The organism is Clostridium sp. MCC328 (assembly GCF_018785465.1).
GTDB classification, from domain to species: Bacteria; Bacillota; Clostridia; order Lachnospirales; family Lachnospiraceae; genus Pilosibacter; species Pilosibacter fragilis.
Genome location: NZ_WQPW01000037.1, coordinates 26,901 through 50,262 on the forward strand (window position 1 = coordinate 26,901; position 23,362 = coordinate 50,262).

Genomic DNA, 23,362 nt, shown 5'->3' on the forward strand with positions numbered 1-23,362 from the left:
TAATATAAATATTCAGAGAAATTTGGGGCGGGATCTTTTTGATCCCGCCCTTTTGAGAAAATAAAGGATAAAACGATCCATCTGAAGATACGAAGACCGGAAAGTGTTAGCGTTTACTATACATAGCAGAAATCCCTCTTTGTTAATTTTGAACAAATTGTAAATAGATTATGGCTATAGAATTGCTGAAACCAAATAAAATAAACAAATTAAACAAAAAATGCGCAGAAAGGAAAACTTTATTGACAAAAATATTAGAAAATGATATCCTTTAATCATGAAATTCAGAAAAGAGTGTATATATAGGTATAGTAAATATTTACATTCACGGATTACCAATAACACTCTGACGAAACAGAAATAACTTGAAGGAGGGCATGTGAATGAAAAAAAGAACAGCAGCGAGATCGATGGCAGCCGTTGTCGGAGCAGCAATGGTGCTGACAGCGTGCGGAGGCGGAAACAATGCAGCGGCAACGACCGCGGCGGCAGGCGGCAGTGAGACTCAGGCGACAGCGGAAAGCTCCGGCGGCGGAAATATCACAAAGACAGATATCGTCTTTGCCCAGGCCTCTGACGTCGTGACCCTGGATCCGGCAGGACAGCAGGATACCACATCATCTGTACTTATGAAACATGTGTACAGTACCTTGATGGATATCGATGATGATGGCAACCTTGTTCCGGATCTGGCAGAGAGCTACGAGATGAAGAGTGATACGGAATATACCTTCACCCTGAGACAGGACGCATGCTTCTCCGATGGCACGCCGGTTACAGCGAAGGATGTAAAGTTTACATTTGACCGCGCGAAGGATATGCCGAAGACGAAATCCAATACCTCCAAGATCGAGGAGGTTATCGCGGATGACGATCACCATGTTACCTTCAAGCTGACGCAGCCGTATGCAGCTTTTAAGACGATCATTACAAACAGCAACTTAAGCATCGTCTCCGAGGCGGCGGTCACAGCGGCGGGAGAGTCCTACGGTGATGTTGGTAATATTCTCGGATCCGGAGGGTTCACGGTTACCGAGTGGGTTCCGAACGACCACTACACCCTTGCAAGAAACGAAAAATACTGGGGTGAGATGCCGATCGCTACAACGATCACCTGCCGTGTGATCCCGGAGGGAAGCGCCCGCGCCATTGCCCTTGAGGCAGGAGAGGTCGATCTTGTATGGAACGTTGACGCGACAGACTGTGCGAACATCGAGGCAAATCCGGATGTGACGCTGTTGAGCCAGACGTCTTCTTCCATCGAATATCTCGGTATGAATACGACAAAAGAGAAATTCAAGGATGTGAGAGTCAGACAGGCGATCAATTACGCGCTGGATAAACAGACATTTGTTGATACGATCATTGAGGGTCGTGGAACTGTAGCAAACAGCTACATCAACTCGATGATCCCGGGCTGGACCGACGAGGTGGAAGCTTATCCGTATGATCCGGCGAAGGCGAAGGAGCTTCTTGCGGAAGCCGGCTATCCGAACGGATTCGAATGCAAGATCTATGTAAACGGCGACGTTCGTACCCGTTCCGCCCAGATCATTCAGGCCCAGCTTGCAGAGGTTGGAATCACGGTTGATATCTCTACCTATGAGTGGGGCGCTCTTCTCGATTCCTTAAATGCAGGTGAGCATGAGATGTTCCTCCTCGGATGGTCGAATTCAAGCTTCGACGCGGATGGAAGTACTTACCAGTTATTCTATTCCGGAAACCATGGAGCAACCGGTAACCGTGCATTCTTAACTGATGATAAAGTCGATGAGCTGATCATCAACGCGCAGAAAGAGAGTGACGACACCAAGCGTATGGAGTTATACAAAGAGCTTCAGGTATATCTCCATGAGATCTCCCCGTGGTGTCCGTTATACTACAAAAATGACAATGTCGGTGTCCGCGCAGACTTAAAGGGATTCAAGCTTCACAAGGGCGCAACGCACTACCTTGGCAACTGCCACTATGAAGATTGATAATATTTAAAATGTGAAAGACGGGGGCAGACATGAAGGTGTCTGCCCCCTTTTCAACGACACGTAACCGTGCGAAGACGCAGATCGCCGCAAGCGGCCACACGGGATGCCCGGAGGTGTAAGAACCCATTCTTTGAAAATTATACAAAAAATACTGGAAATGCATGGAATGTTCGGTTATAATGTCACTATCATGTATAGTACGATGTATAGTGAATTATAACTATTCAGAGAATTCGCTGATAAAATGGGGATAGGGCTGAATAGTAAAACAGGAGGAGATGAGCATGGGAATTCTCGAAGAAGTAAACGCAAGCTATGAAAAACTCAGCCCGGTTCAGAAAAGGATCGCGGATTTTATCTTCAAATATCCGGATCAAGTCTGCTTTTACTCCCTGAAAGAGCTTTCAGAGACATTGGGTGTGACGGAGGTGACCATATTAAGGTTCACAAAGAAGATTGGGGCCCAGAGCTTCGTGGAGATGAAGAATCGTCTGCGGGAACATTTACAGACGAGACTGGTCCATGGGGACGGTTTAAACAGGATCGCGGACCATGTGGGCGGGATCCGGTTCGGTGATCACGACAAGGAGGAGATGTTTCAGGAGTTCGTCGCGAACGAGAAGAATGTGATTGCGAAGACCTTTGAACAGGTCTCCTTAAAGGATATCCTCTCCGCAGTGGCGATCATCAGGCAGTCCCGGAAGATCTATGTGGTGGGAAGCGAGCTGGTGACAGGAATCTGTGCCTACACGACGAGAAGACTCCTGACATTGGGGCTGGAGGCGCTCGATCTCTCGAATCTGAGCCGGGCTCTCTACAATAATTACCTGGCCCACGCTACGCCTGAGGACTGCGCGATCATCTTTTCTGTACCCGGATACGCGAAACATATCGTGAATACCGCAAGATATCTCGATAAGAAAAAGATCCCGCAGATCGCCGTCACGGATCAGAGAACTTCACCGATCGCGGCCTACGGAACGACCGTTTTTACCTGCAATAACCACGACCTGTTCTTTTATAACTCCGTGATGGGATATATGTCTGTGGCGAACGCCCTGATATATTTCGCCGCCATGGATAACCCGGAGGAGACGAATAAACGCCGTGGGCGCCTCTCGGAAGTGAGAAGTGCGATCGGCAGCACCGACTTCGTTAAAGACGGTTTATAGGCAGCGGATCTTCGAAAGGGACAACCTATCAGTATAATAGGAGTACAGTAAATACAATACAAAAAAGATCACAATAATTTGTGAAAATTGCTAAATTAACCCCTTGTAAATTGAAAATTATTGACAAATATGTTCAATACTGTTATCATTGCTTCATGAGAACGAACTAAGTACTGCATGACGAGTATAGTGAATACTGACATATGTTACCGTTATGAAGTGCGACCGCTGTGGGGAGCGGTAGAAAAAAACAGGAGGAATTTGTGAATGAAAAGAAGGGGTATTGCAAGAACAACAGCAATGGCAATGGCAGCAGCTATGATCCTTACAGCCTGCGGAGGTGGAAACACTGATCAGTCTACAAACGCACCGGCGGGCGGCAGCGCGCAGACAACTACCGATAACGGCGGAAGCGGCGAGATCACAAAGACAGATATCGTTGTGGCTATGGGCGCAGATGTTGTCACACTGGATCCGGCAGGACAGCAGGATACCACATCCGGAGTACTGATCCATCACGTATACAGCACACTGATGGATATCGACGATGACGGTAACCTTGTTCCTGATCTGGCTGAGAGCTATGAGATGAAGAGTGATACAGAGTATACCTTCAAGCTCCGTGAGGATGCATGCTTCTCAGACGGAACACCGGTAACAGCGAAGGATGTAAAGTTTACGTATGACCGTGCGAAGGATATGCCGAAGACAAAGTCCAATACTTCAAAGATCGCAGAGGTTATCGCTGACGATGATTACCACGTAACCTTCAAACTCACACAGCCATACGCAGCGTTCAAGACAATCGTTACCCAGACAAACTTAAGTATCGTTTCTGAGGCAGCTGTCACAGCAGCAGGCGATGCTTACGGCGATGTGGAGAATGTACTCGGATCCGGTGAGTTCACGGTTACGGAGTGGGTTCCGAACGATCACTACACCCTCACAAAAAACGAAAAATACTGGGGTACAGAACCGATCGCAACTTCCATTACTGTCCGCGTAATCCCGGAGGGAAGTGCAAGAACGATCGCTCTTGAGGCAGGAGAAGTCGATCTTGTATGGAACGTTGACCCGACAGACTGTGCGAATGTGGAAGCAAACTCCGACGTAGCGCTTCTTTCCCAGCCGTCTTCTTCCATTGAGTATCTCGGAATGAATACGACAAAAGAGAAGTTCTCCGACGAGAGAGTCCGTCAGGCAGTCAACTACGCGCTGGATAAACAGACCTTCGTTGATACGATCATTGAGGGACGCGGTACTGTGGCAAACAGCTATATCAACTCCACGATCCCGGGCTGGTCTGAAGAGGAGGAAGCTTATCCGTACGATCCGGAAAAGGCAAAAGAGCTCCTTGCGGAAGCAGGTTATCCGAATGGATTTGAGTGCAGTCTCTATGTAAACGGTGACGTTCGTACACGTTCCGCGCAGATCGTTCAGGCACAGCTCGCTGAAGTTGGAATCACCGTTGATATTTCTACCTATGAGTGGGGCGCATTGCTTGATTCCTTAAATGCAGGTGATCACGAGATGTTCATCCTCGGATGGTCCAACACAAGCTTTGACGCAGACGGAAGCACCTACCAGTTATTCTACTCTGAGAACCATGGTGCAACCGGCAACCGTGCATTCTTAACAGATGAGAAGGTCGACGAACTCATTATCGCCGCTCAGGAGGAAAGCGATGATACCAAGCGTATGGGACTCTACAAGGAGCTTCAGGATCGTCTCCACGAGATCTCCCCGTGGTGCCCGTTATACTACAAATACGATAACGTCGGTGTCCGCGCAGACTTAAAGGGCTTCAAGCTTCACAAAGGCGCACAGCATTACCTTGGCAACTGCCATTACGAAAAATAATATCTGATCCCCAAAAAGGACAGAGTCCATGCAAAGACAGGGTACGGATCACGAAAGGGATCCGTACCTATTTCCAGAATCCGGTGAAAGCCCGGAAAACATTCCAGAAACCCTGAGACAAGGATCCGGAACTTCGGCCCGATAGACGGGTTTCGGAAACACAAAAAAACAGCCGCGGGATGCGGTAGATTGGATGGTGTGCATGAGCAAATATGTGTTAAAGAGACTTGCGATGCTGATCCCGGTATTGATCGGCGTGACATTCATGGTTTATTTCATCTTAAGCCTTTCGCCAGGTGATACAGCAGCGATGATCGCAGGTGAGTCGGCAGACGCAGAGACGATCGAAGCGACAAGAAAAGACCTCGGACTTGACCAGCCGGTTATCGTTCAGTACGGAAAATATATGTTGAACCTTCTTCACGGCGATATGGGTAAATCCTACAAGACAAAACGTGATGTTTTCCCGACGATCATGGCTGCATTCCCGAATACAGCAAAGCTTGCGTTCTGGTCAATCCTGGTGGCAGTAGCCATCGCGCTTCCGATCGGTATCATCAGTGCCACGAGGCAGTACAGTATGATCGATAATGTGGGTATGGTCGCCGCCCTATTGGGTGTCGCGACGCCAAACTTCTGGCTGGGCCTGATGCTCATTATCGTATTCTCCTTAAACCTTGGATGGCTTCCATCCGGCGGTATGGGATCCTGGAAGAACTACATTATGCCGGCGATCACCCTTGGTACCGGCGACGCAGCGCTGATCTGCCGTATGACGCGTTCCTCCATGCTTGAGGTCATCCGTCAGGATTATATCCGTACCGCGAGAGCGAAGGGTGTGCCGGAGAAAATGGTGATCCGGAAACACGCATTAAAGAATGCACTGATCCCGGTCGTTACCGTTATCGGCCTTCAGTTCGGTTCCCTTCTTGGCGGCGCGACTCTTACCGAGACCGTATTTGCATGGCCTGGCGTTGGCCGTCTCCTGGTAGACTCCATCAAGAGTAAAGATGCCCCGTTAGTCCTCGGCGGCGTTATCATGATGACCATTACCTTCAGTATCGTAAACCTTTGCGTGGACATTCTCTACGCTTTCATTGATCCGCGTATCAAAGCGCAGTATAAGAAAAAATAAGGAGGAAAGCGTATGGGAACATCAAAGAATCAGGAAGCGGCATCCGGCGCGGCTGTAAAGAAGCGCGGTCAGTTTAAAGAGATCTGGCGCCGCTTAAAAAAGAATAAAATGGCAATGATCGGTCTTGGAATCGTCGCTCTCCTCGTACTGATCTCTATCTTTGCGGATTTCCTGTTCGATTACAATACCGTTGTTATCAAACAGAACACAGCTATCCGTCTCCAGACCCCGAGCGCGGCTCACTGGCTCGGAACAGATGAGTTCGGACGTGATATTCTGGCACGTCTCGTTCACGGATCAAGAGTATCCTTAAGCGTCGGCGTTGTAGCCGTATCCATCGCACTTCTGATCGGCGGATCCTTAGGAGCGATCGCAGGCTTCTACGGCGGAAAGATCGATAACGTGATCATGCGTATCATGGATATCTTCCTTGCAGTGCCGAGCCTTCTTCTTTCCATCACGATTGTATCCGCACTTGGACCGAGCATCTTCAACTTAATGCTTGCCATCGCGATCTCTTCCGTGCCTGGCTACGCGCGAATCGTCCGGGCTTCCGTCCTTACCGTAAAGGATCAGGAATTTGTAGAGGCGGCGAAATGTATCGGAGCAAACAACTTCGAGATCATTTCCTCCCATATTCTCCCGAACTGTATGGCACCGATCATCGTTCAGGTATCTTTAAAGGTTGCATCCGCGATCCTTTCCACATCCGGTTTAAGCTTCCTGGGCCTCGGCGTAAAGGCTCCGACACCGGAGTGGGGCGCAATGCTTTCCGGCGGACGTGCTTACTTAAGAAACGCTCCGCACCTGACCGTATTCCCGGGTATTGCGATCATCATTACGATCCTTTCCCTGAACCTGTTAGGCGATGGTCTTCGTGATGCGTTAGACCCGAAACTGAAGAAGTAGGGAGGACAAAATATTGGAAGATAACAAAAACTTAATTCTTGATATTAAGGATCTTGTGATCCATTATGAGACCGATGACGGCGTTGTAGAGGCGGTAAACGGCATTGATATCCAGTTAGAGCACGGAAAAACATTAGGACTGGTAGGAGAGACCGGATCCGGAAAGACAACAACCGCTCTTTCAATCCTGCGTCTCGTTCCGGACCCGCCGGGAGTTATTAAAAACGGTTCCATCTTTCTTGACGGAAAAGATATCTTAAATATGCCGCAGAAGGAGCTGGAGGCGATCCGTGGAAATACCGTTTCCATGATCTTCCAGGATCCGATGACATCCTTAAACCCGGTGCTCACCGTCGGTGACCAGATCGCCGAGGTTATCAAGCTCCATGATAAGATCAGTGAGAAAGAGGCTGAACAGAAAGCCGGCGATATGCTGGAAGTGGTAGGTATCCCGAGAGAACGTTTCGGCGAGTATCCGCACCAGTTCTCCGGTGGTATGAAGCAGCGTGTCGTTATCGCTATGGCTCTTGCCTGCAACCCGAAGCTCCTTCTTGCCGATGAGCCGACAACCGCTCTCGATGTGACAATTCAGGCACAGGTTCTCGAGACGATGAAGGATTTAAGAAAGAAATTTGGATCCGCGATGATCATGATCACCCATGATCTGGGAATTATCGCAGAGGTCTGTGATGAGGTCTCCGTTGTATATGCCGGACAGATCGTTGAGCATGGAACTCTGGAAGATATCTTCAACCATACCATGCACCCATACACAGAAGGTCTTTTCGGTTCTCTTCCGAACATTGAGGACCGCAAGGCGAGACTTCAGCCGATTCCGGGCCTGATGCCGGATCCGACAAACCTTCCGAAAGGCTGCCCGTTCTCCCCGAGATGTAAGTACTGCACAGAAGCGTGCAAAAAAGACAGACCGGAAAAGAAGTGGGCGAGCGATACGCATTATGTGCGCTGCGTCCGCTACGAAGAGCCGGGATTTTCCATTGAAAGGAGTGAGCAGTAATGGCAGATACGATCCTTGAAGTAAAACACCTGAAAAAATATTTCAACACTCCAAAGGGACTGCTCCATGCGGTCGATGACGTGAACTTCACTCTGGAACGTGGAAAGACCCTCGGTATCGTAGGTGAGTCCGGATGCGGTAAGTCCACCACAGGACGTTCGATCTTACGTCTCATCGAGCCGACCTCCGGTGAGGTCATCTTCGACGGTGAGGATGTATGTAAAAAGAATAAAAATGAACTCCGTCTCTTAAGACGTGACATGCAGTTGATCTTTCAGGACCCGTACGCGTCCCTTGACCCGAGAAAAACAGTCAGTGAGATCATTGCTGAGCCGTTAAAGCTCCAGAAGCTTATTACGGACCCGAAAGCCCGTATGGACCGTGTGCGTGAGCTGATGCAGGTCGTAGGTCTTGCGGACCGCCTGATCAATACATATCCGCATGAGCTTGACGGCGGCCGCCGCCAGCGTATCGGTATCGCGAGAGCGCTTGCGATGAAACCGAAGCTTATTGTATGCGACGAGCCGGTTTCTGCCCTTGACGTATCCATTCAGGCACAGATCTTAAACCTGATGCAGGATCTTCAGGAACAGATGGGATTGACCTATATCTTCATCACACACGACCTTTCCGTTGTCAACCACTTTGCGGATGATATCGCGGTTATGTATCTTGGACAGCTCATCGAGAAAGCTCCGTCTGAACAGCTTTTCGATAAGCCGACTCATCCGTATACACAGGCTCTGCTCTCTGCAATTCCGGTACCAAGCCTGAAAAAGAAGAGAGAGCGTATCATCTTAAAGGGTGAGATCACTTCCCCGATCAACCCGAAGCCAGGCTGCCGTTTTGCTGCCCGCTGTCCGTATGCGACAGACCGTTGCAGAAGCGAGGAACCGGTACTCCGCGAGATCGAACCGAATCATTTCGTGGCATGCCATCTGACGGAAGGCAAATAAGGAGACATTCGTATGCCCCCGCCGGTATTCTGGCGGGGGTATTTTGTGTAATAGGAAATGCCGACAGAAATGGATGCAGTGGATGCTGTGCAGGGCTGTGAGGGCAGCTTCTTTTGTAAGTATAATAAATTTGACAGGGAAATGATCCTGCGATAAAACTACATATATAAAAAGGAAAGAGAGGACCTGGAACCATGAAACAGATCGATATCAGAGACTTTACAAATTATCATTATCCCACGATCTTTACCCCGGCACCGGATGGAAAGCACGCGGTGATGGCGGTGGTGGATGCCAGCGAGAAGGACAACTGCTATGAGTCCTGCTTATGGCTCTATGATATGGAGACAAAGAAAACGTCCAGACTGACAAGCGGAAAGAAAGAACGCACATTTATCTGGATGGATTCCGAGACGGTCCTCTTTATTGCGGACCGTGAGAAGGCTTATCAGGAAAAAGCGAAGAATGAGGAAGACTGGACCTGCTTCTATACCTTAAATATCCACGGCGGTGAAGCACAGCTTGCTTTCGCTGTTCCGTATAAGGCAGTGAAGATGAAAAAGGCCGGAAATAAACTTGTCCTCACGGTAAAATATGATTACAATAAGCCGGATCTCTCTCATATGGAAGAGGGCGAGGAGAAAAAGGCCGCTCTCAAGGCCTGGAAGGAAGAGAAGGACTACGAGGTATTCGACGAGCTTCCGTTCTGGGCAAATGGTCAGGGCATTGTAAATAAGAAGAGAACAAGACTGGCGGTCTATGATCTGGAAAGCGGCTCCTGCGAGATCGTGACTCCGGATTATGAGAATGTTGAGGCTTCCTGGGTAGAGGGAGACGATACAATCCTCTATGTTTCCAGTCTTTATACCGACAAGAAGGATGTTTACCAGGGATTAAAGCAGTATACGGTCTCCACCGGTGAGCTTGAGACCCTTGTGGAGCAGAAGGATATGAGCATCGACTACGCGTGCATCCTGAAAGGCAAAGTGACCTTCTTCGGTTCCTACATGAAGGAATACGGTTTCAACGAGAATGACAAGCTGTATACAGTAGAGGACGGCAAAGTGGAGCTTCTTTCCGATTACGATGACAGCGTCCACAACTCCATCTGCTGTGACTGCAAGTTCGCGGACGGTGTCTCCGCAGTTCATGACGAGGATAAGATCTACTTTATCGCTACATTAAGAAAACAGAGTGTGATCCGCACCTTTGATGCCAAGGGACATATGGAGACGATCCTGGACCGCCAGGGAAGCGTCCACACACTGGCGAAGTCCGGCGATACCATTTACTTTACAGGAATGCGTGATATGGGGCTCACCGAGTGCTACGCCTTTGACGGAAAAGAGGAGACGAAGCTCACTTCCTTTAACGACGCGGTGATGGCGGAGAGAAGTGTTTGCCCGGTTGAGGAGTTTATCTTTACATATAAAGATCTGGAGCTGGACGGCTATGTGATCAAACCGGTGAACTTCGACCCGGATAAGACATATCCTGGTATCTTAACGATCCACGGCGGCCCGCGGGCAACCTTTGGACCGACCTTCTTCCACGAGAGTGAGGTATTCGCGAACGCCGGATACTTTGTATTCTTTACAAACCCGTTAGGAAGCGACGGACGCGGAAATGAGTTCGCTGACATTACCGGAAAGCACGGCGGAATCGACTTTGAATGCTGCATGGCACTCACAGATGAGGTATTGAAGCGCTATCCGCAGGTTGATGAGAAGCATCTGGGCGTTATGGGCGGAAGCTACGGCGGATTTATGACAAACTGGGTAATCGGAAATACCACAAGATTCGCGGCAGCCTGCTCCCAGAGAAGTATCTCCAACTGGGTATCCAAGTGCATGACCACCGATATTGGCTATTACTTCAATATGGATCAGATCAAGGCAGATCCGTGGAACAGCCAGGAGAAGATGTGGCAGCACTCCCCGCTCAAATACGCGAACATGGCGAAAACTCCGACCCTCTTTATCCAGTCAGACGAAGACTACCGCTGCTGGATGGGCGACGCGATCCAGATGTTCTCCGCGTTAAAATACTTCGGCGTTGAAGCCCGCATGTGCCTCTTCCATGGCGAGAACCACGAACTCTCAAGAAGCGGTAAACCGAAACACAGAATCCGCAGAATGACGGAGATGATGGGGTGGTTTGAGAAGTATTTGAAGTAAAGAGAAGGCAGGGCGCGGCAGCACCTGCAGACTGAAGATATAAGAAGTTCCCCGGCTGGCAGCGGAAATGCGGCTGGCCGGGGGATTTTTGTGGCAAAATTTCGTCAGTATGCATTTTTCAGTGACAAGCGGTGTAAAGTATGGTACTATACATATAAGCGTGGGTCTTTTTGACCTATGTGCGGAATTTGATTTTAAAAGGAGATTTTTGCATGCGAAAACGCTTATATGCGATATTTCTTGCGCTGACAGCGGCGATCGGAATTTCCGGCGGAACGGTGTTTGGTGCGGCAAAAACTACCCAGGTAGATACAATCACATTGGAGACACAGACGGCAGATGACGAGGTTGCGGTGGATCTTGGATGGAAGACTCAGCAGGACAAGGGACGCTGGATCGACAAGATGGGAATCGCAGATGATGTGAACAGCCTGGTTCTGATCATAAATAATATAGAAAATGATACCGACATGGTAAAGACAAATACAGGAAATGGTTCCAGCGATAAAGTTGTAAAAGTGAAAAGAAAACAGCTGCCGGGGAATTCGAGAATGCTCTACCTCTCCAGAACGGAAAACGGGGTTTGGCAGGAGAATTTCTCTGTCAACTGTTATATTTCCGGCGCACAGGGAGAAGATTCCGATATTTACGGCGCTTACCGCCTGGAGAGCACCTTTGGAAACGAAAATGATCCGGGAAGTCTCGTCCCGTATCATAAACTGACATCGGACGATTACTGGATCACAGATCCGGAAGCGGATGGATTCGGTGTTATCACCGCAAAGAAGCCGTCTGGCTTGTTGTCGAACCAGTATGTGAATCTGGAGGAGATGCGAGCGTTCTCGAACTTTGGCATGATCCTGAAACCGGAGGAAGGTTCTGAAGGATACCCGGCTCTTGTGGTCAACTGCCAGCAATCCGGCGCAAAGAATAAGTCTTTCTGCGGGATTCAGCTTGCCCAGTCCTATGTGAGAATGCTGATTCAGTCTATGGATTCCGGAACGAGAATCATGATCGCCGGTGAGGTGGAAGAACTGGAAGGAATGTAAAAGTAAAGAGATCCCTGGAATCGCTCACACTGGTGGCGAAATTCCAGGGATCTTTTTGACTATACGCACCTGATGGTTTTGCCTGCAGCAGACATCTCTAAATCTTGCAGGACAGAATACACCTTATTTTGGTGAGAACTGTCCGGCAAGGCGACGGATCATTTCTGCCTTCTTTCTGCCATCCGGCGACAGATTTTCTGTCAGGATGGAAAAGAGCAGATCCCGCTCCTCGCTGGAAAAAACCAGATTGGACTGCCGCATCTTCCGGTGCAGATCTAAAAATAGATTCATTCTTTGAGCTTCTGGGGCTGCGGCCAGTTCATCGGCGAAGGAAGCCAGTAAAGCGATCTTTTTCGCATCCATGTGATGGAGCCGCGGATCTGATTTCCAGGATCTTTCCTGATCATGTTGTTCCATGGGCAGATCCTCCTGGGGCAAAACTCTGCATGACTAACTGCAGGGTTTCGTATTGTGCCTGCATATCCGGGGGAAGAATGGAAAACAGCTGTTCCGGAGTGAGCCCGGAACCGGATCGTCCGCGGCGGCTGGCAAGAAAGCGAGAGATCATATCGATGGTATCCTGTTCCGCCTTATTTGCATATGGGCGGACTGCACTCAGCATATCTTCGACGGATGGGTTCGGGGACTCCAGGGAACATACGCTCATCATCCCGTCATCGTTCTCCCGGAAAAATTCCATGGTGTGCATCATCTCCCTGGCACGGATGAACATGGAGAGAGACCGCTGCCGTCTGATATCCAGATAGGGAAGAGCGGCCTTCATCATCTGTAAGTGATGATCACCTGTGGCATAGTCCAGGTCGGTCAGCTTTAAATCTTTTTCACTCATATTGGGACCTCCTGCATGTGACAATATATGAGAGGACCGGCGGATTCATGCGAAAAATGCACGGAAAAGAGGACAGGGGAATAAAATATAGGGAAAGGGACTCCAGCCCAGGGAGGAGAGAACGTGGGAAGACTTGTCATAGATGGAAATACTGTCTACGAGATCGATGAGGAGTGCGAGAGGAGAAAAAAGGAAAACAGGCCTCAGAAAGAAGAAAATACAGAGAGAACGAACAGAAAGGGCGGCCGTTAGCCGCCCCACAGTATCTTGAGATGCCGGTTCGGTCAGCAGCCGAAACCGCATCCATTTCCCCATCCGCCGCAGCAGCAGAGAAGGAGAATGATCCAGATACAGCTGTTGTCGCAGCCGTTGCCGCATCCGCATCCACCGCCGTTATGTCCGTATCCGCCGCAGCAGCACAGGAGCAGGATGATCCAGATCATGTTGTTGCCGCATCCGCCGCATCCTGATGCCGGAGCATCGCATCCACATCCACAGTTTGTAGCAGCTAAATCACTCATGTTAATTCCTCCGGAATTATCTTTACACTTCCAGTATATGCATCATGGCATGTCAGACTTTCACTCTGAAGATGAAAAATGTTGCAGTTCATTCCCGGCAGAAGCAGTTGCTGAAGGAAAAATTCTATATGGACCGAACGTGAGTGTACTTTTGCTGCTTCATGTGGTATGATGGGAAAGTGAAAAGTCAGCAAAGATACCCGCAGCAATTTTTATAAGAGATGGGAAGAAAAATGGTAGCCTGCTGACCAACACGGTGGCTCCGGATGGATATCGTGTGGACGGCAGCGGCGCCTAGGTACACTAGCAGAAATATAAGAGGAGAAACGAATTATGAAAAAACTATTCTATGATTCCGCATATATCCGCACATTCGAGGCGAAAGTACTTTCCTGCGAAAAAGGGAAAAAGGGATATGAGGTGGCTCTGGACCAGACCGCATTCTATCCGGAAGGCGGCGGACAGCCATATGATACAGGAATTCTTGGCGGAGCGCATGTAACGGCAGTCCATGATGTAAAGGGAGAGATCGTCCACTATACGGATGCGCCGCTTGCGGTCGGTGAGACTGTGACAGGTGAGATCAACTGGGACAGAAGATTCCAGAATATGCAGGGACATTCTGGCGAACATCTTGTGTCCGGGCTGATTCACGCGAAGTATGGGTATGACAATGTGGGATTCCATATGGGGACTGAGGAGATCACCATCGATCTCAATGGCCTGTTAGAGTGGGAAGATCTCATGGAGATTGAGAAGAAGGCAAACAGAATTATCTGGGAAGATCGGGAGATATATGCGGGATTCCCGTCTGCTGAGGAACTTGCCCATATGGATTATCGGAGCAAAAAAGAACTCACCGGTGCTATCCGTATCGTCAGCATCCCTGGCGGTGATACCTGTGCCTGCTGTGGTACCCATGTGAAGACGACGGGGGAGATCGGACTTGTAAAGTTCCTGACCATGATCCACTACAAGGGCGGCGTGAGAATTTCCCTGCTCTGTGGTGAGGCTGCAGTTATGGATTATGAGAAAAAGAGAGAAGAGCTTCAGAAGATCTCTGTTCTTTTATCCGCAAAGGCTGGAAAGACTGCGGATGCTGTGGAAAAGGTAAAAAATGAGCTGACGATGACGCAGGCAAAGTGCTCGGAGATGTCAAGAAAACTCATGAAGATCTATGCGGATCAGTTAAACGGTGGAAATAGCAAGATCTGCTGGATAGAAGACGGACTCGATATGACGGAACTCCGCCATTTTGTGAATTTCGCGCTGGAAGGTAAGAAGGGGGGGATTGTCCTCGCTCTGTCAGAAAGTGTGAATGGGGGATTCTCTTATGTTCTGGGGAGCCAGAGCGAGGATATGCGCGCTCTCTCGAAGGAATTAAATGGGGAACTCTCCGGGAGAGGCGGGGGCAGCAGCCAGATGGCACAGGGAACTTTCTTCGCAAGGAAGGAAGAATTGCTCTCCAGTCTGGCCGCCAGAGGGTTTGTTATGGCCGACTAGCGGCGGGCTAAACCTGCCGCTGCCTTTTGGCGCGGTGGGGACAGCTTTATTGTGATCTGCTTAGCAGCCCTGAACCATGTACTGGATCAGGCGCTTGGAATCTTCATCGTTGTGAGTGGTGAGGCTTAACTCCTTGATACTGCCGTTAGAAAATACGGTAGCCATTGAGAAGTACTGGCTGAGCTTGGATTTTAAGTTTACGCTTCCGCCCTCCGGAAGACTTAACTCAACAGCGCCGTCACACTGGTTGATGACTTTGAAAAATGTATCAAGATTGGAAATGTTTCTCATTTTTAATTTCATAATTCGTTACCTCCTTAAAAGGTGATTGTAACTGGCTGTAACTTCTTAGTGCCATTGCCTGTGAAAGCTGTCTCCGACAGTTCTCCGGGCGGATACATGGCAGCTGTTACGAATCCTGTTTTCATTCCAGTTACGCTTGTTTTGCTTTGTCACTTCGTTTTTCTTTTAACGATTTGAATTCTACCAGATGGGTAAGGAAAAAACAATCGACGGAATAGATAAAATTTTAACAACCTAAACTGGATTTTTATGGAATTTATGGGAAAGATCTGGCGGAGGCAGGGCGGACTGTCGAAAATGTACCAAAAACCGGGAAAGGATCGAAAAAAATGGCATATTTTCCATTGTTTGTGGACCTTGAGGGGCGGCAAGTGCTTGTAGTCGGCGGCGGAAAGATCGCGATGAGGAGGGTGCGGACGCTTTTGGAGTTCGGGTGCGAGATCACTGTTGTATCTCCGGAAGTATGTGAGGAACTGCGGGAAAAGGTTCTCTGGAAGAAAAAACGATATGATGAGACGGACCTTGAAAGTCTGGGAAATGTGGGAGAAGCTTCTCGATTTGTATTTGTTCTTGCAGCAGCAGCCCCGGAGGTAAATGAAAAGATAGTCTGTGACTGCCGCAAAAAAAAGATCCCGGTAAACAATGCGTCAAACCGGGATCAATGTGATTTTTATTTTCCGGGAATCGCGAAAGACGGCGATACGGTTGTCGGAATAACTTCCGGCGGGGGAGATCATAGGCTGGCGGCGAAGATCTCTGCGGCGGTACGGCAAATATTGAGAACAATAGCTGTTTAGCTTCTGCCCACTCCAGCCATGAACATAGAAAGTTTGATATCATCCAGGTAAAGCGCCGAAACCCGAAGCCCACCGCGGCCGGAACCGATCTCGATATCGGGTTTTGCGGCACCGTGAAAGTCAGAGCCGCCAGTGAGGGCGAGGGAGTATTTTTTTGCGAGTTTGCGGAGCTTTCCGCTCTCATCCTGGTTATTGGAAGAGTGGAAACACTCGAGACCGCGGAGACCATGGTCAGTGAGCATGGAGACGAGTTCCTCCGTGCCGGCCCAGCCGAGCTTATACTGGAGCGGATGGGCGAGAACCGGGAAACCGCCGGAGCCGAGAAGTGTCGCGAGAACTTCCTCCGGGGTGATAAGTTCCCTGGATCGGTAATATGGGCGGTCCGGGTTTAAATATTTTTTAAAAGCCTGGTCAACGGAAGTTACATATCCGTTCTTTAAGAGCGCTCTCGCAAAATGAGCACGGGTGATGACGGTTCCGGGATTTCCGCAGAGGAGATCTTCCTCAGTGATCTCAAATCCATCCTTATTAAATGCGGTCAACATTTCCATATTGCGGTCATAGCGTTTTCTGGACGCTTCCTTTAGAAAGGAGAGCAGCTTCGGATCCTTATGATCAATGTAGAGCCCCAGGATATGGATCTCTTTTCCTTTATAGATACAGGAGACCTCAATTCCCGGGATGACCTCCATGTCAAGATCTTTTGCGGCTTCAAGGGCCTCGTCGATTCCTGCGACGGTATCATGGTCCGTGAGGGCCATTGCGGTGAGACCGAGATCGTTGGCGCGGTTTACGACCTCCGTGGGAGTTAAGGAGCCGTCGGAGGCGGTGGAGTGTATGTGAAGATCTATTAATTTCATAATAAATATCCTTTCCGAAATAATTTCCAACTGTTACCTAGTTTAACATATTTGAGACAAAATTGTGAATAAAATTTAAGATTTCTGTTATTCCATTTTCTATAAATTATGCTATACTAGTACCTGCATATCTGCACCCTTGAAATACTGAACTGACGGAGCAGAGAACATCAATGGTTTAAGATAAAAGGTGAGAAGAAATGAGTGACACATACAGAAACAGCAGAGCGGGCGGAAGACGTTTCCGCCAGTCAAGCAGCGCGGACCGCATCATGGCAGTCCAGAATGCGAGAAGCCGGGGAACCGGATCCAGAAGAGGAGGTTCCGGAAGACGGCGCGGAAGACGCCAGGGACCGGATATGGCAAAGATCGTACTGATCGTGATCGGAGTTCTGATCTTACTGATCTGTGCGGCGGTGGGCTTTCAGAGCTGCGCGCGGTCCGAAGACGATAAAACCAGCGTGGAAAGTGAATCGGAGACAGAGACGACAGAGCCTGAGACAGAGATGGCAGCGGAGATCACTGTGAACGGAGTCCAGGTCCATGGTCTGACAAAAACAGAGGCGATCAAGAAGGTCCTGGAAGATATGGGCTGGGAGATGAAGGTCTCCTTCGGCGATGAGACCGCGGATCTCCCGAACCTGATGGAAGCGAATGTGGACGCTGTAATCGAAAAAGCATTTGCGAAGAAGGAATCCGGGGATTATACCGTGGAGACTGACGGTCTCGATGACGCGGTTCAGGTGGAAGTAAAAGCGCTTGCCGCAAAATGGGATGTGGAGCCGAAGAATGGATCGATCTCTACTTATGATAAGGCATCCGATAAATTCACATTTGCCGGTGCCCAGACCGGAAAGAAGATCGATCAGGAGAAACTCACATCTGATATTCTCTCTGCTATGAAGGCGGGAGAGTACAATAAGACGATCACGGCGACAGCAGACGAGGTCCAGCCGGAGATCACGGAGGCCCAGGCGCGGGAAAATTTTAAGCGCATCGGAACCTACACGACAAAGACAACGACAAACAAGGACAGAAATGAGAATATCCGTCTTGCCTGCGCGGCGATCAACGGAACGATCATTAAGCCTGGCGAGGAATTCTCCTTCAATAAGATGACGGGAAACCGTACAACGGAAAAAGGTTACAAACCGGCGGGCGCCTACTCAAACGGCGTTGTGGTACAGGAACCGGGCGGCGGTGTCTGCCAGGTGTCCTCGACTCTTTACAATGCGGTCGTATTCGCAGGTCTCAAGACCACTGAGCGCCATGCCCATACCTACGAGCCGTCCTATGTAACTCCCGGTGAGGATGCAATGGTCAGCTACGACGGCTATGCCGGTCCGGATCTGCGGTTTGTAAACAACTCAAAGACTGCAGTGGGAATCAAGGCGGCATACTCCAACCAGACACTGACGGTATCCATCTACGGAAATCCGATTCTGGAAGACGGCGTGACTGTTTCCATGCATTCTGAGAAGATTAAGGAGCTGGATCCGCCGACACCGACCTACGTCGAGGATCCAACACTGGAGCCGGGTGTAGAGGTCGTTGCGAAAGCGGCAACTCCGGGCAGCAGATGGCAGACAAAGCTGATCACGAAGAAGAACGGACAGGTTGTGAGCGATGTGCTTCTCCACAACAGCACCTACACCGGAAAGGCGGCGACCATCAAGCGCAACACTTCCGGTACTGTGGCAGCGACAGAATCTGCATCTGCCGATGCATCGGCTGCGTCCTCTGAGGCAGCGGGAGAGACAACGGCAGCAGCACCTGCAGAGACAACAGCGGCGGCGACGACGGCACTGGAGACAACAGCTGCGCCGACAACGGCAGTGCCATCCCCGGGCGAGAATTATGGTCCAGGATATGTGAACGAGGCCACGACGGCGGCTGCGGCGGAGACGAACCAGGCACCATCTGACATGGGGCTGATTTCTCCGAATGGGCAGTAAGAGACAGAAGAGGATTTCACTTGCCGGTAAGAGACCGAGTCTGTCACATAGAACGGATTATCCGTGGCTGAAAAAACTGGTCAGCTGAGTGCATGGAAAATTAAATCCTTACTTTATATAAAAAAGTGGTGAACAGGAATAAAATACATTTCCTGGATTGCCACTTTTTATTTAAAGGAAATACATATCAAAATGAAAGGTCTTTATTGATGTATTGGTTTGCCAAAGCTAACTCGGAGCTGAAATATTAGTTTCTTAGAACTAACCAAATAACTATTCTCACAATGCGGATAATATTCCATAATGTGGAAAGATGGTACGGAAATTTTAATATTGTTTATGATTTGGTACATGATTCCAGTGTTTTTGATTTGCATTTTAGGGAAAAATTGCTATAATAATCTATAGATGTTCTGTGTATGCAGGACACAAGCTAGTTAAATAAATATTTACATATTTATACACTTTATAGGAGGAAATCAACTATGGCAAGAAAAATGAAAACCATGGATGGTAACCATGCAGCCGCTCATGCTTCCTATGCATTTACGGATGTAGCAGCCATCTACCCGATTACCCCTTCTTCTCCGATGGCGGAAGCTACCGATGAATGGGCAACCGATGGAAGAACAAACATGTTCGGACAGCCGGTACAGATTACTGAGATGCAGTCCGAGGCAGGTGCTGCCGGTGCCGTACATGGCTCCCTTGCAGCAGGTGCATTAACAACAACTTATACAGCTTCTCAGGGTCTTCTTCTTATGATCCCGGATCTCTATAAGATCGCTGGTGAGCAGCTTCCGGGCGTATTCAACGTATCCGCTCGTTGTGTAGCAACTCACGCATTAAATATTTTCGGTGACCACTCCGACGTTTATGCCTGTCGTCAGACCGGATGCGCAATGCTCTGCGAATCCAGCGTACAGGAAGTTATGGATTTAACACCGGTTGCACACCTTGCAGCATTAAAGGGTAAAGTTCCGTTCATCAACTTCTTCGACGGTTTCCGTACTTCCCACGAGATCCAGAAGATCGAGACATGGGATTACGAAGATTTAAAAGAAATGGCTGATATGGACGCCATTGATGCATTCCGTAAGAACGCTCTGAACCCGAACCATCCGGTACAGAGAGGTTCCGCTCAGAACCCGGATATCTTCTTCCAGGCAAGAGAGGCATGTAACCCGTACTACGATGCTCTTCCGGCAATCGTACAGGAGTACATGGATAAAGTAAATGCTAAGATCGGCACAGATTACAAGCTGTTCAACTACTACGGAGCTGCTGACGCTGAGCACGTTATCATCGCTATGGGTTCCGTAAACGATACAATCGAGGAGACAATCGACTACCTTGCAAAACAGGGTAAGAAGGTCGGCGTTGTCAAAGTTCGTCTGTACAGACCGTTCTGTACAGAAGCCCTGATCGAGGCAATTCCGGATACTGTTAAGCAGATTTCCGTACTCGACAGAACAAAAGAGCCGGGTTCCATCGGCGAGCCGTTATACCTTGATGTTGTTGCAGCATTAAAGGGCTCCAAGTTCGATAAGGTTCCGGTATTCACAGGCCGTTACGGTCTTGGTTCCAAGGATACAACACCGGCACAGATCGTTGCTGTATACGAGAACACAGAGAAGAAGAGATTCACAATCGGTATCAACGATGATGTGACATACCTTTCCTTACAGTTAGGCGCTCCGCTTGTTACAACTCCGGAAGGAACTACAAACTGTAAGTTCTGGGGTCTTGGCGCAGACGGTACTGTAGGTGCTAACAAGAACTCCATCAAGATCATCGGTGACAACACAGACATGTACGCTCAGGCTTACTTCGATTATGACTCCAAGAAGTCCGGCGGTGTTACAATGTCCCACTTACGTTTCGGACATACTCCGATCAAGTCCACATACCTGATCCACAAAGCAAACTTCGTTGCATGCCATAACCCGGCATACATCCGCAAGTACAACATGGTTCAGGAACTTGTTGACGGCGGTACATTCCTTCTCAACTGCCCGTGGGATGCTGAGGGCCTTGAGAAACACTTACCGGGACAGGTTAAGAAGTTCATCGCTGACCACAACATCAAATTCTACACCATCGACGGTGTTAAACTTGGTATCGAGACAGGCATGGGCCCGACCCGTATCAACACAATCCTTCAGTCCGCATTCTTCGAATTAACAAAGATCATCCCGGCTGACAAAGCAAACGAGCTTATGAAAGCAGCTGCAAAGGCTACTTACGGCCGTAAGGGTGAAGACGTTGTTATGAAGAACTGGGCAGCGATCGATGCCGGCGCTAAGGGACTCGTAGAGGTTCAGGTTCCGGAGAGCTGGAAGAACTGTGAAGACGAAGGTCTTGACATGGTTCACGCTACAGAGGGCCGCGAGGATGTTATCAACTTCGTTAACAACATCCAGGCTGCTGTAAACGCTCAGGAAGGTAACAACCTCCCGGTATCCGCATTCAAGGATTATGTTGACGGTACAACTCCGTCCGGTTCCGCTGCATACGAGAAACGTGGTATCGCAGTTAACGTACCGGTTTGGAATCCGGACAACTGTATCCAGTGTAACTTCTGTTCCTATGTCTGCCCGCACGCAGTTATCCGTCCGGTAGCTATGACAGAGGAAGAGGCTGCTAAGGCACCGGCTGGCACAAAGACCATCCCGATGACTGGTATGCCGGAGTACAAGTTTGCTATGACGATCTCCGCTCTTGACTGTACCGGATGTGGTTCCTGTGCGAACGTATGCCCGGGCAAGAAGGGTGAGAAGGCTCTTACAATGGTTCCGCTTGAAGGAAACGCTGCAGAGCAGGAAGTATTCAACTACGGCCAGACACTTGACATCAAACAGGATGTAATCGATAAATTCAAAGAGACAACTGTAAAGGGCAGCCAGTTCAAACAGCCGCTCCTTGAGTTCTCCGGCGCATGCGCAGGCTGTGGTGAGCCGCCGTACGCAAAACTGATCACACAGTTATTCGGTGACAGAATGTACATCGCAAACGCAACAGGATGTACTTCTATCTGGGGTAACTCTTCACCGTCCACACCTTACACAGCAAACAAGGCAGGCAAAGGACCGGCTTGGTCTAACTCCCTGTTCGAGGATAACGCTGAGTTTGGTTATGGTATGTTACTCGCTCAGCAGGCAATCCGCGATGGCTTAAAGGCTAAAGTTGAGGAAGTTGCTGCAAACGAGAACGCAACAGCAGAAGTAAAAGCTGCATGCCAGGAGTGGTTAGACACATTCGGTGTTGGTGCTACAAACGGTGCTGCAACTGACAAACTCGTAGCTGCTCTTGAGAACGTTGACTGCCCGACATGCAAGGACATCGTCAAGAACAAAGACTTCCTGGCTAAGAAGTCCCAGTGGATCTTCGGTGGTGACGGTTGGGCTTACGATATCGGATTCAACGGCGTTGACCACGTACTTGCAAGCGGCAAAGATATCAACATTATGGTATTCAACACTGAGGTTTACTCCAACACAGGCGGACAGTCCTCCAAGGCTACTCCGACAGGTGCTGTTGCTCAGTTCGCTGCAGGCGGTAAAGAAGTTAAGCAGAAAGACCTTGCTGCAATCGCTATGAGCTATGGCTATGTATACGTTGCACAGATCTCCATGGGTGCTGATATGAACCAGACCATCAAGGCAATCGCTGAGGCTGAGGCATATCCGGGACCGTCCCTGATCATTGCATACGCTCCGTGTATCAACCATGGTATCAAGAAGGGTATGGCAAAGGCTCAGACAGAGGAGAAGCTTGCTGTTCAGTCCGGTTACTGGAATCTCTTCAGATTCAACCCGGCAGCTGAGGGCAAGAAGTTCAGCCTTGACTGCAAGCCGGCTACCGTTGACTACCAGGAGTTCATCAAGGGTGAGGTTCGTTACACATCCCTCGCACTTAAGAACCCGGCAAGAGCTGAGAAGCTGTTTGCTAAGGCAGAGCAGAATGCTAAGGATAAGTACGCTTACCTTGAGAAGTTAGTTACACTCTACGATGAGAAATAATTAACAGAATCATGAAAGACCCCGGAACAGCTTCAGCTGTGGCCGGGGTCTTTTTGCGCTGCGGTGTGCCCGGAAGAAACTGCCGGTGGGCAGCTGGTGAAAATTTGTGCATGTACGAGACTGTACTGTATCGTAAGAATTCCGTAAGAGAAAAGACCGGTGATGTTCATTGACATTACGGGTCTTTTTTACTATATTAAGTGTATTAAGAGTATTCATACAGCTGAGACGCGAACAGACATGTGCGAAAAAGTGTGTTGTAAGCTTGCTTGCATAAGCGCTTTTTGTACAGG

General features: G+C 49.2%; 19 protein-coding genes. 14 read left to right on the forward strand and 5 right to left on the reverse strand.

Features of this window, described 5'->3' with window-relative positions; genetic code table 11:
* Positions 1 to 383: 383 nt before the first annotated feature.
* The 9 genes from GPK83_RS06775 (at position 384) to GPK83_RS06815 (ending at position 12,258) form a co-directional block, all read left to right on the forward strand.
* A complete protein-coding gene (locus GPK83_RS06775; RefSeq protein WP_117513418.1) occupies positions 384 to 1,979 on the forward strand; it encodes an ABC transporter substrate-binding protein in 1,596 nt (531 codons plus the stop codon).
* A 287-nt stretch (positions 1,980 to 2,266) separates the two neighbouring features.
* Positions 2,267 to 3,154: a MurR/RpiR family transcriptional regulator gene (locus GPK83_RS06780; protein WP_181968015.1), complete on the forward strand. Its 888-nt coding sequence runs from the start codon at positions 2,267 to 2,269 to the stop codon at positions 3,152 to 3,154.
* 267 nt (positions 3,155 to 3,421) lie between these two features.
* The gene (locus tag GPK83_RS06785) at positions 3,422 to 5,014 is read left to right on the forward strand and encodes an ABC transporter substrate-binding protein (RefSeq protein WP_117469698.1); all 1,593 of its coding nucleotides are present in this window, start codon (positions 3,422 to 3,424) and stop codon (positions 5,012 to 5,014) included.
* Between the two features lie 202 nt (positions 5,015 to 5,216).
* Positions 5,217 to 6,149: a nickel ABC transporter permease gene (gene nikB, locus GPK83_RS06790; RefSeq protein ID WP_015554650.1), complete on the forward strand. Its 933-nt coding sequence runs from the start codon at positions 5,217 to 5,219 to the stop codon at positions 6,147 to 6,149.
* A 12-nt stretch (positions 6,150 to 6,161) separates the two neighbouring features.
* Entirely contained in the window at positions 6,162 to 7,058 is an 897-nt protein-coding gene (locus GPK83_RS06795) for an ABC transporter permease (protein WP_015554649.1), read from the forward strand.
* Positions 7,059 to 7,071: 13 nt separating this feature from the next.
* Positions 7,072 to 8,076: an ABC transporter ATP-binding protein gene (locus GPK83_RS06800; protein WP_117552394.1), complete on the forward strand. Its 1,005-nt coding sequence runs from the start codon at positions 7,072 to 7,074 to the stop codon at positions 8,074 to 8,076.
* A complete protein-coding gene (locus tag GPK83_RS06805) occupies positions 8,076 to 9,032 on the forward strand; it encodes a dipeptide ABC transporter ATP-binding protein (RefSeq protein ID WP_015554648.1) in 957 nt (318 codons plus the stop codon). The genes GPK83_RS06800 and GPK83_RS06805 overlap by 1 nt, the downstream gene beginning before the upstream one ends.
* Positions 9,033 to 9,226: 194 nt before the next feature.
* Positions 9,227 to 11,209, forward strand: a complete 1,983-nt coding sequence (locus GPK83_RS06810) for a S9 family peptidase (RefSeq protein ID WP_215704344.1) — start codon at positions 9,227 to 9,229, stop codon at positions 11,207 to 11,209.
* Positions 11,210 to 11,421: 212 nt separating this feature from the next.
* A complete protein-coding gene (locus GPK83_RS06815) occupies positions 11,422 to 12,258 on the forward strand; it encodes a hypothetical protein (RefSeq protein WP_215704345.1) in 837 nt (278 codons plus the stop codon).
* A 123-nt stretch (positions 12,259 to 12,381) separates the two neighbouring features.
* On the opposite strand, the gene GPK83_RS06820 is transcribed toward GPK83_RS06815, so the two are convergent.
* Positions 12,382 to 12,675, reverse strand: coding sequence for a hypothetical protein (locus GPK83_RS06820; RefSeq protein ID WP_015554645.1), 294 nt, complete (start codon positions 12,673 to 12,675; stop codon positions 12,382 to 12,384).
* Positions 12,662 to 13,108 carry a hypothetical protein gene (locus GPK83_RS06825; protein WP_015554644.1) on the reverse strand — a complete coding sequence of 149 codons (447 nt, stop codon included), beginning with the start codon at positions 13,106 to 13,108 and terminating at the stop codon, positions 12,662 to 12,664. The genes GPK83_RS06820 and GPK83_RS06825 overlap by 14 nt, the downstream gene beginning before the upstream one ends.
* Positions 13,109 to 13,231: 123 nt before the next feature.
* Here GPK83_RS06825 and GPK83_RS17125 point away from each other — a divergent pair, with 123 nt between their 5' ends.
* The gene (locus GPK83_RS17125; protein WP_275950620.1) at positions 13,232 to 13,360 is read left to right on the forward strand and encodes a hypothetical protein; all 129 of its coding nucleotides are present in this window, start codon (positions 13,232 to 13,234) and stop codon (positions 13,358 to 13,360) included.
* A 32-nt stretch (positions 13,361 to 13,392) separates the two neighbouring features.
* Here the strand turns inward: GPK83_RS17125 and GPK83_RS06830 are convergent, their stop codons facing one another.
* Entirely contained in the window at positions 13,393 to 13,629 is a 237-nt protein-coding gene (locus GPK83_RS06830; RefSeq protein WP_117469690.1) for a chorion class high-cysteine HCB protein 13, read from the reverse strand.
* A 333-nt stretch (positions 13,630 to 13,962) separates the two neighbouring features.
* On the opposite strand from GPK83_RS06830, the gene GPK83_RS06835 reads away from it, so the two are divergent.
* Entirely contained in the window at positions 13,963 to 15,132 is a 1,170-nt protein-coding gene (locus GPK83_RS06835; protein WP_015554642.1) for an alanyl-tRNA editing protein, read from the forward strand.
* A 60-nt stretch (positions 15,133 to 15,192) separates the two neighbouring features.
* Here GPK83_RS06835 and GPK83_RS06840 read toward each other — a convergent pair whose 3' ends face one another.
* Entirely contained in the window at positions 15,193 to 15,435 is a 243-nt protein-coding gene (locus GPK83_RS06840; protein ID WP_015554641.1) for a hypothetical protein, read from the reverse strand.
* A 329-nt stretch (positions 15,436 to 15,764) separates the two neighbouring features.
* Between GPK83_RS06840 and GPK83_RS06845 the strand changes: the two genes are divergently transcribed.
* Positions 15,765 to 16,232: a bifunctional precorrin-2 dehydrogenase/sirohydrochlorin ferrochelatase gene (locus GPK83_RS06845; RefSeq protein WP_015554640.1), complete on the forward strand. Its 468-nt coding sequence runs from the start codon at positions 15,765 to 15,767 to the stop codon at positions 16,230 to 16,232.
* On the opposite strand, the gene GPK83_RS06850 is transcribed toward GPK83_RS06845, so the two are convergent.
* On the reverse strand, positions 16,229 to 17,092 hold the full coding sequence (locus tag GPK83_RS06850) for a PHP domain-containing protein (protein WP_215704346.1): 864 nt from the start codon (positions 17,090 to 17,092) through the stop codon (positions 16,229 to 16,231). The two genes, GPK83_RS06845 and GPK83_RS06850, sit on opposite strands and share 4 nt — an antisense overlap.
* A gap of 200 nt (positions 17,093 to 17,292) precedes the next feature.
* Between GPK83_RS06850 and GPK83_RS06855 the strand changes: the two genes are divergently transcribed.
* Both GPK83_RS06855 and nifJ read left to right on the forward strand, forming a co-directional pair.
* Positions 17,293 to 19,047 carry a VanW family protein gene (locus GPK83_RS06855; protein WP_215704347.1) on the forward strand — a complete coding sequence of 585 codons (1,755 nt, stop codon included), beginning with the start codon at positions 17,293 to 17,295 and terminating at the stop codon, positions 19,045 to 19,047.
* A 485-nt stretch (positions 19,048 to 19,532) separates the two neighbouring features.
* Positions 19,533 to 23,069: a pyruvate:ferredoxin (flavodoxin) oxidoreductase gene (gene nifJ, locus GPK83_RS06860; protein WP_015554637.1), complete on the forward strand. Its 3,537-nt coding sequence runs from the start codon at positions 19,533 to 19,535 to the stop codon at positions 23,067 to 23,069.
* Positions 23,070 to 23,362 lie beyond the last annotated feature (293 nt).

Coding starts and splice junctions, on each gene's coding strand:
- GPK83_RS06775 (WP_117513418.1), top strand. CDS start 384: ATGAAAAAAAGAACAGCAGCGAGATCGATGGCAGCCGTTGTCGGAGCA.
- GPK83_RS06780 (WP_181968015.1), top strand. CDS start 2,267: ATGGGAATTCTCGAAGAAGTAAACGCAAGCTATGAAAAACTCAGCCCG.
- GPK83_RS06785 (WP_117469698.1), top strand. CDS start 3,422: ATGAAAAGAAGGGGTATTGCAAGAACAACAGCAATGGCAATGGCAGCA.
- nikB (WP_015554650.1), top strand. CDS start 5,217: ATGAGCAAATATGTGTTAAAGAGACTTGCGATGCTGATCCCGGTATTG.
- GPK83_RS06795 (WP_015554649.1), top strand. CDS start 6,162: ATGGGAACATCAAAGAATCAGGAAGCGGCATCCGGCGCGGCTGTAAAG.
- GPK83_RS06805 (WP_015554648.1), top strand. CDS start 8,076: ATGGCAGATACGATCCTTGAAGTAAAACACCTGAAAAAATATTTCAAC.
- GPK83_RS06810 (WP_215704344.1), top strand. CDS start 9,227: ATGAAACAGATCGATATCAGAGACTTTACAAATTATCATTATCCCACG.
- GPK83_RS06815 (WP_215704345.1), top strand. CDS start 11,422: ATGCGAAAACGCTTATATGCGATATTTCTTGCGCTGACAGCGGCGATC.
- GPK83_RS06820 (WP_015554645.1), bottom strand. CDS start 12,675: ATGGAACAACATGATCAGGAAAGATCCTGGAAATCAGATCCGCGGCTC.
- GPK83_RS06825 (WP_015554644.1), bottom strand. CDS start 13,108: ATGAGTGAAAAAGATTTAAAGCTGACCGACCTGGACTATGCCACAGGT.
- GPK83_RS06830 (WP_117469690.1), bottom strand. CDS start 13,629: ATGAGTGATTTAGCTGCTACAAACTGTGGATGTGGATGCGATGCTCCG.
- GPK83_RS06835 (WP_015554642.1), top strand. CDS start 13,963: ATGAAAAAACTATTCTATGATTCCGCATATATCCGCACATTCGAGGCG.
- GPK83_RS06840 (WP_015554641.1), bottom strand. CDS start 15,435: ATGAAATTAAAAATGAGAAACATTTCCAATCTTGATACATTTTTCAAA.
- GPK83_RS06845 (WP_015554640.1), top strand. CDS start 15,765: ATGGCATATTTTCCATTGTTTGTGGACCTTGAGGGGCGGCAAGTGCTT.
- GPK83_RS06850 (WP_215704346.1), bottom strand. CDS start 17,092: ATGAAATTAATAGATCTTCACATACACTCCACCGCCTCCGACGGCTCC.
- GPK83_RS06855 (WP_215704347.1), top strand. CDS start 17,293: ATGAGTGACACATACAGAAACAGCAGAGCGGGCGGAAGACGTTTCCGC.
- nifJ (WP_015554637.1), top strand. CDS start 19,533: ATGGCAAGAAAAATGAAAACCATGGATGGTAACCATGCAGCCGCTCAT.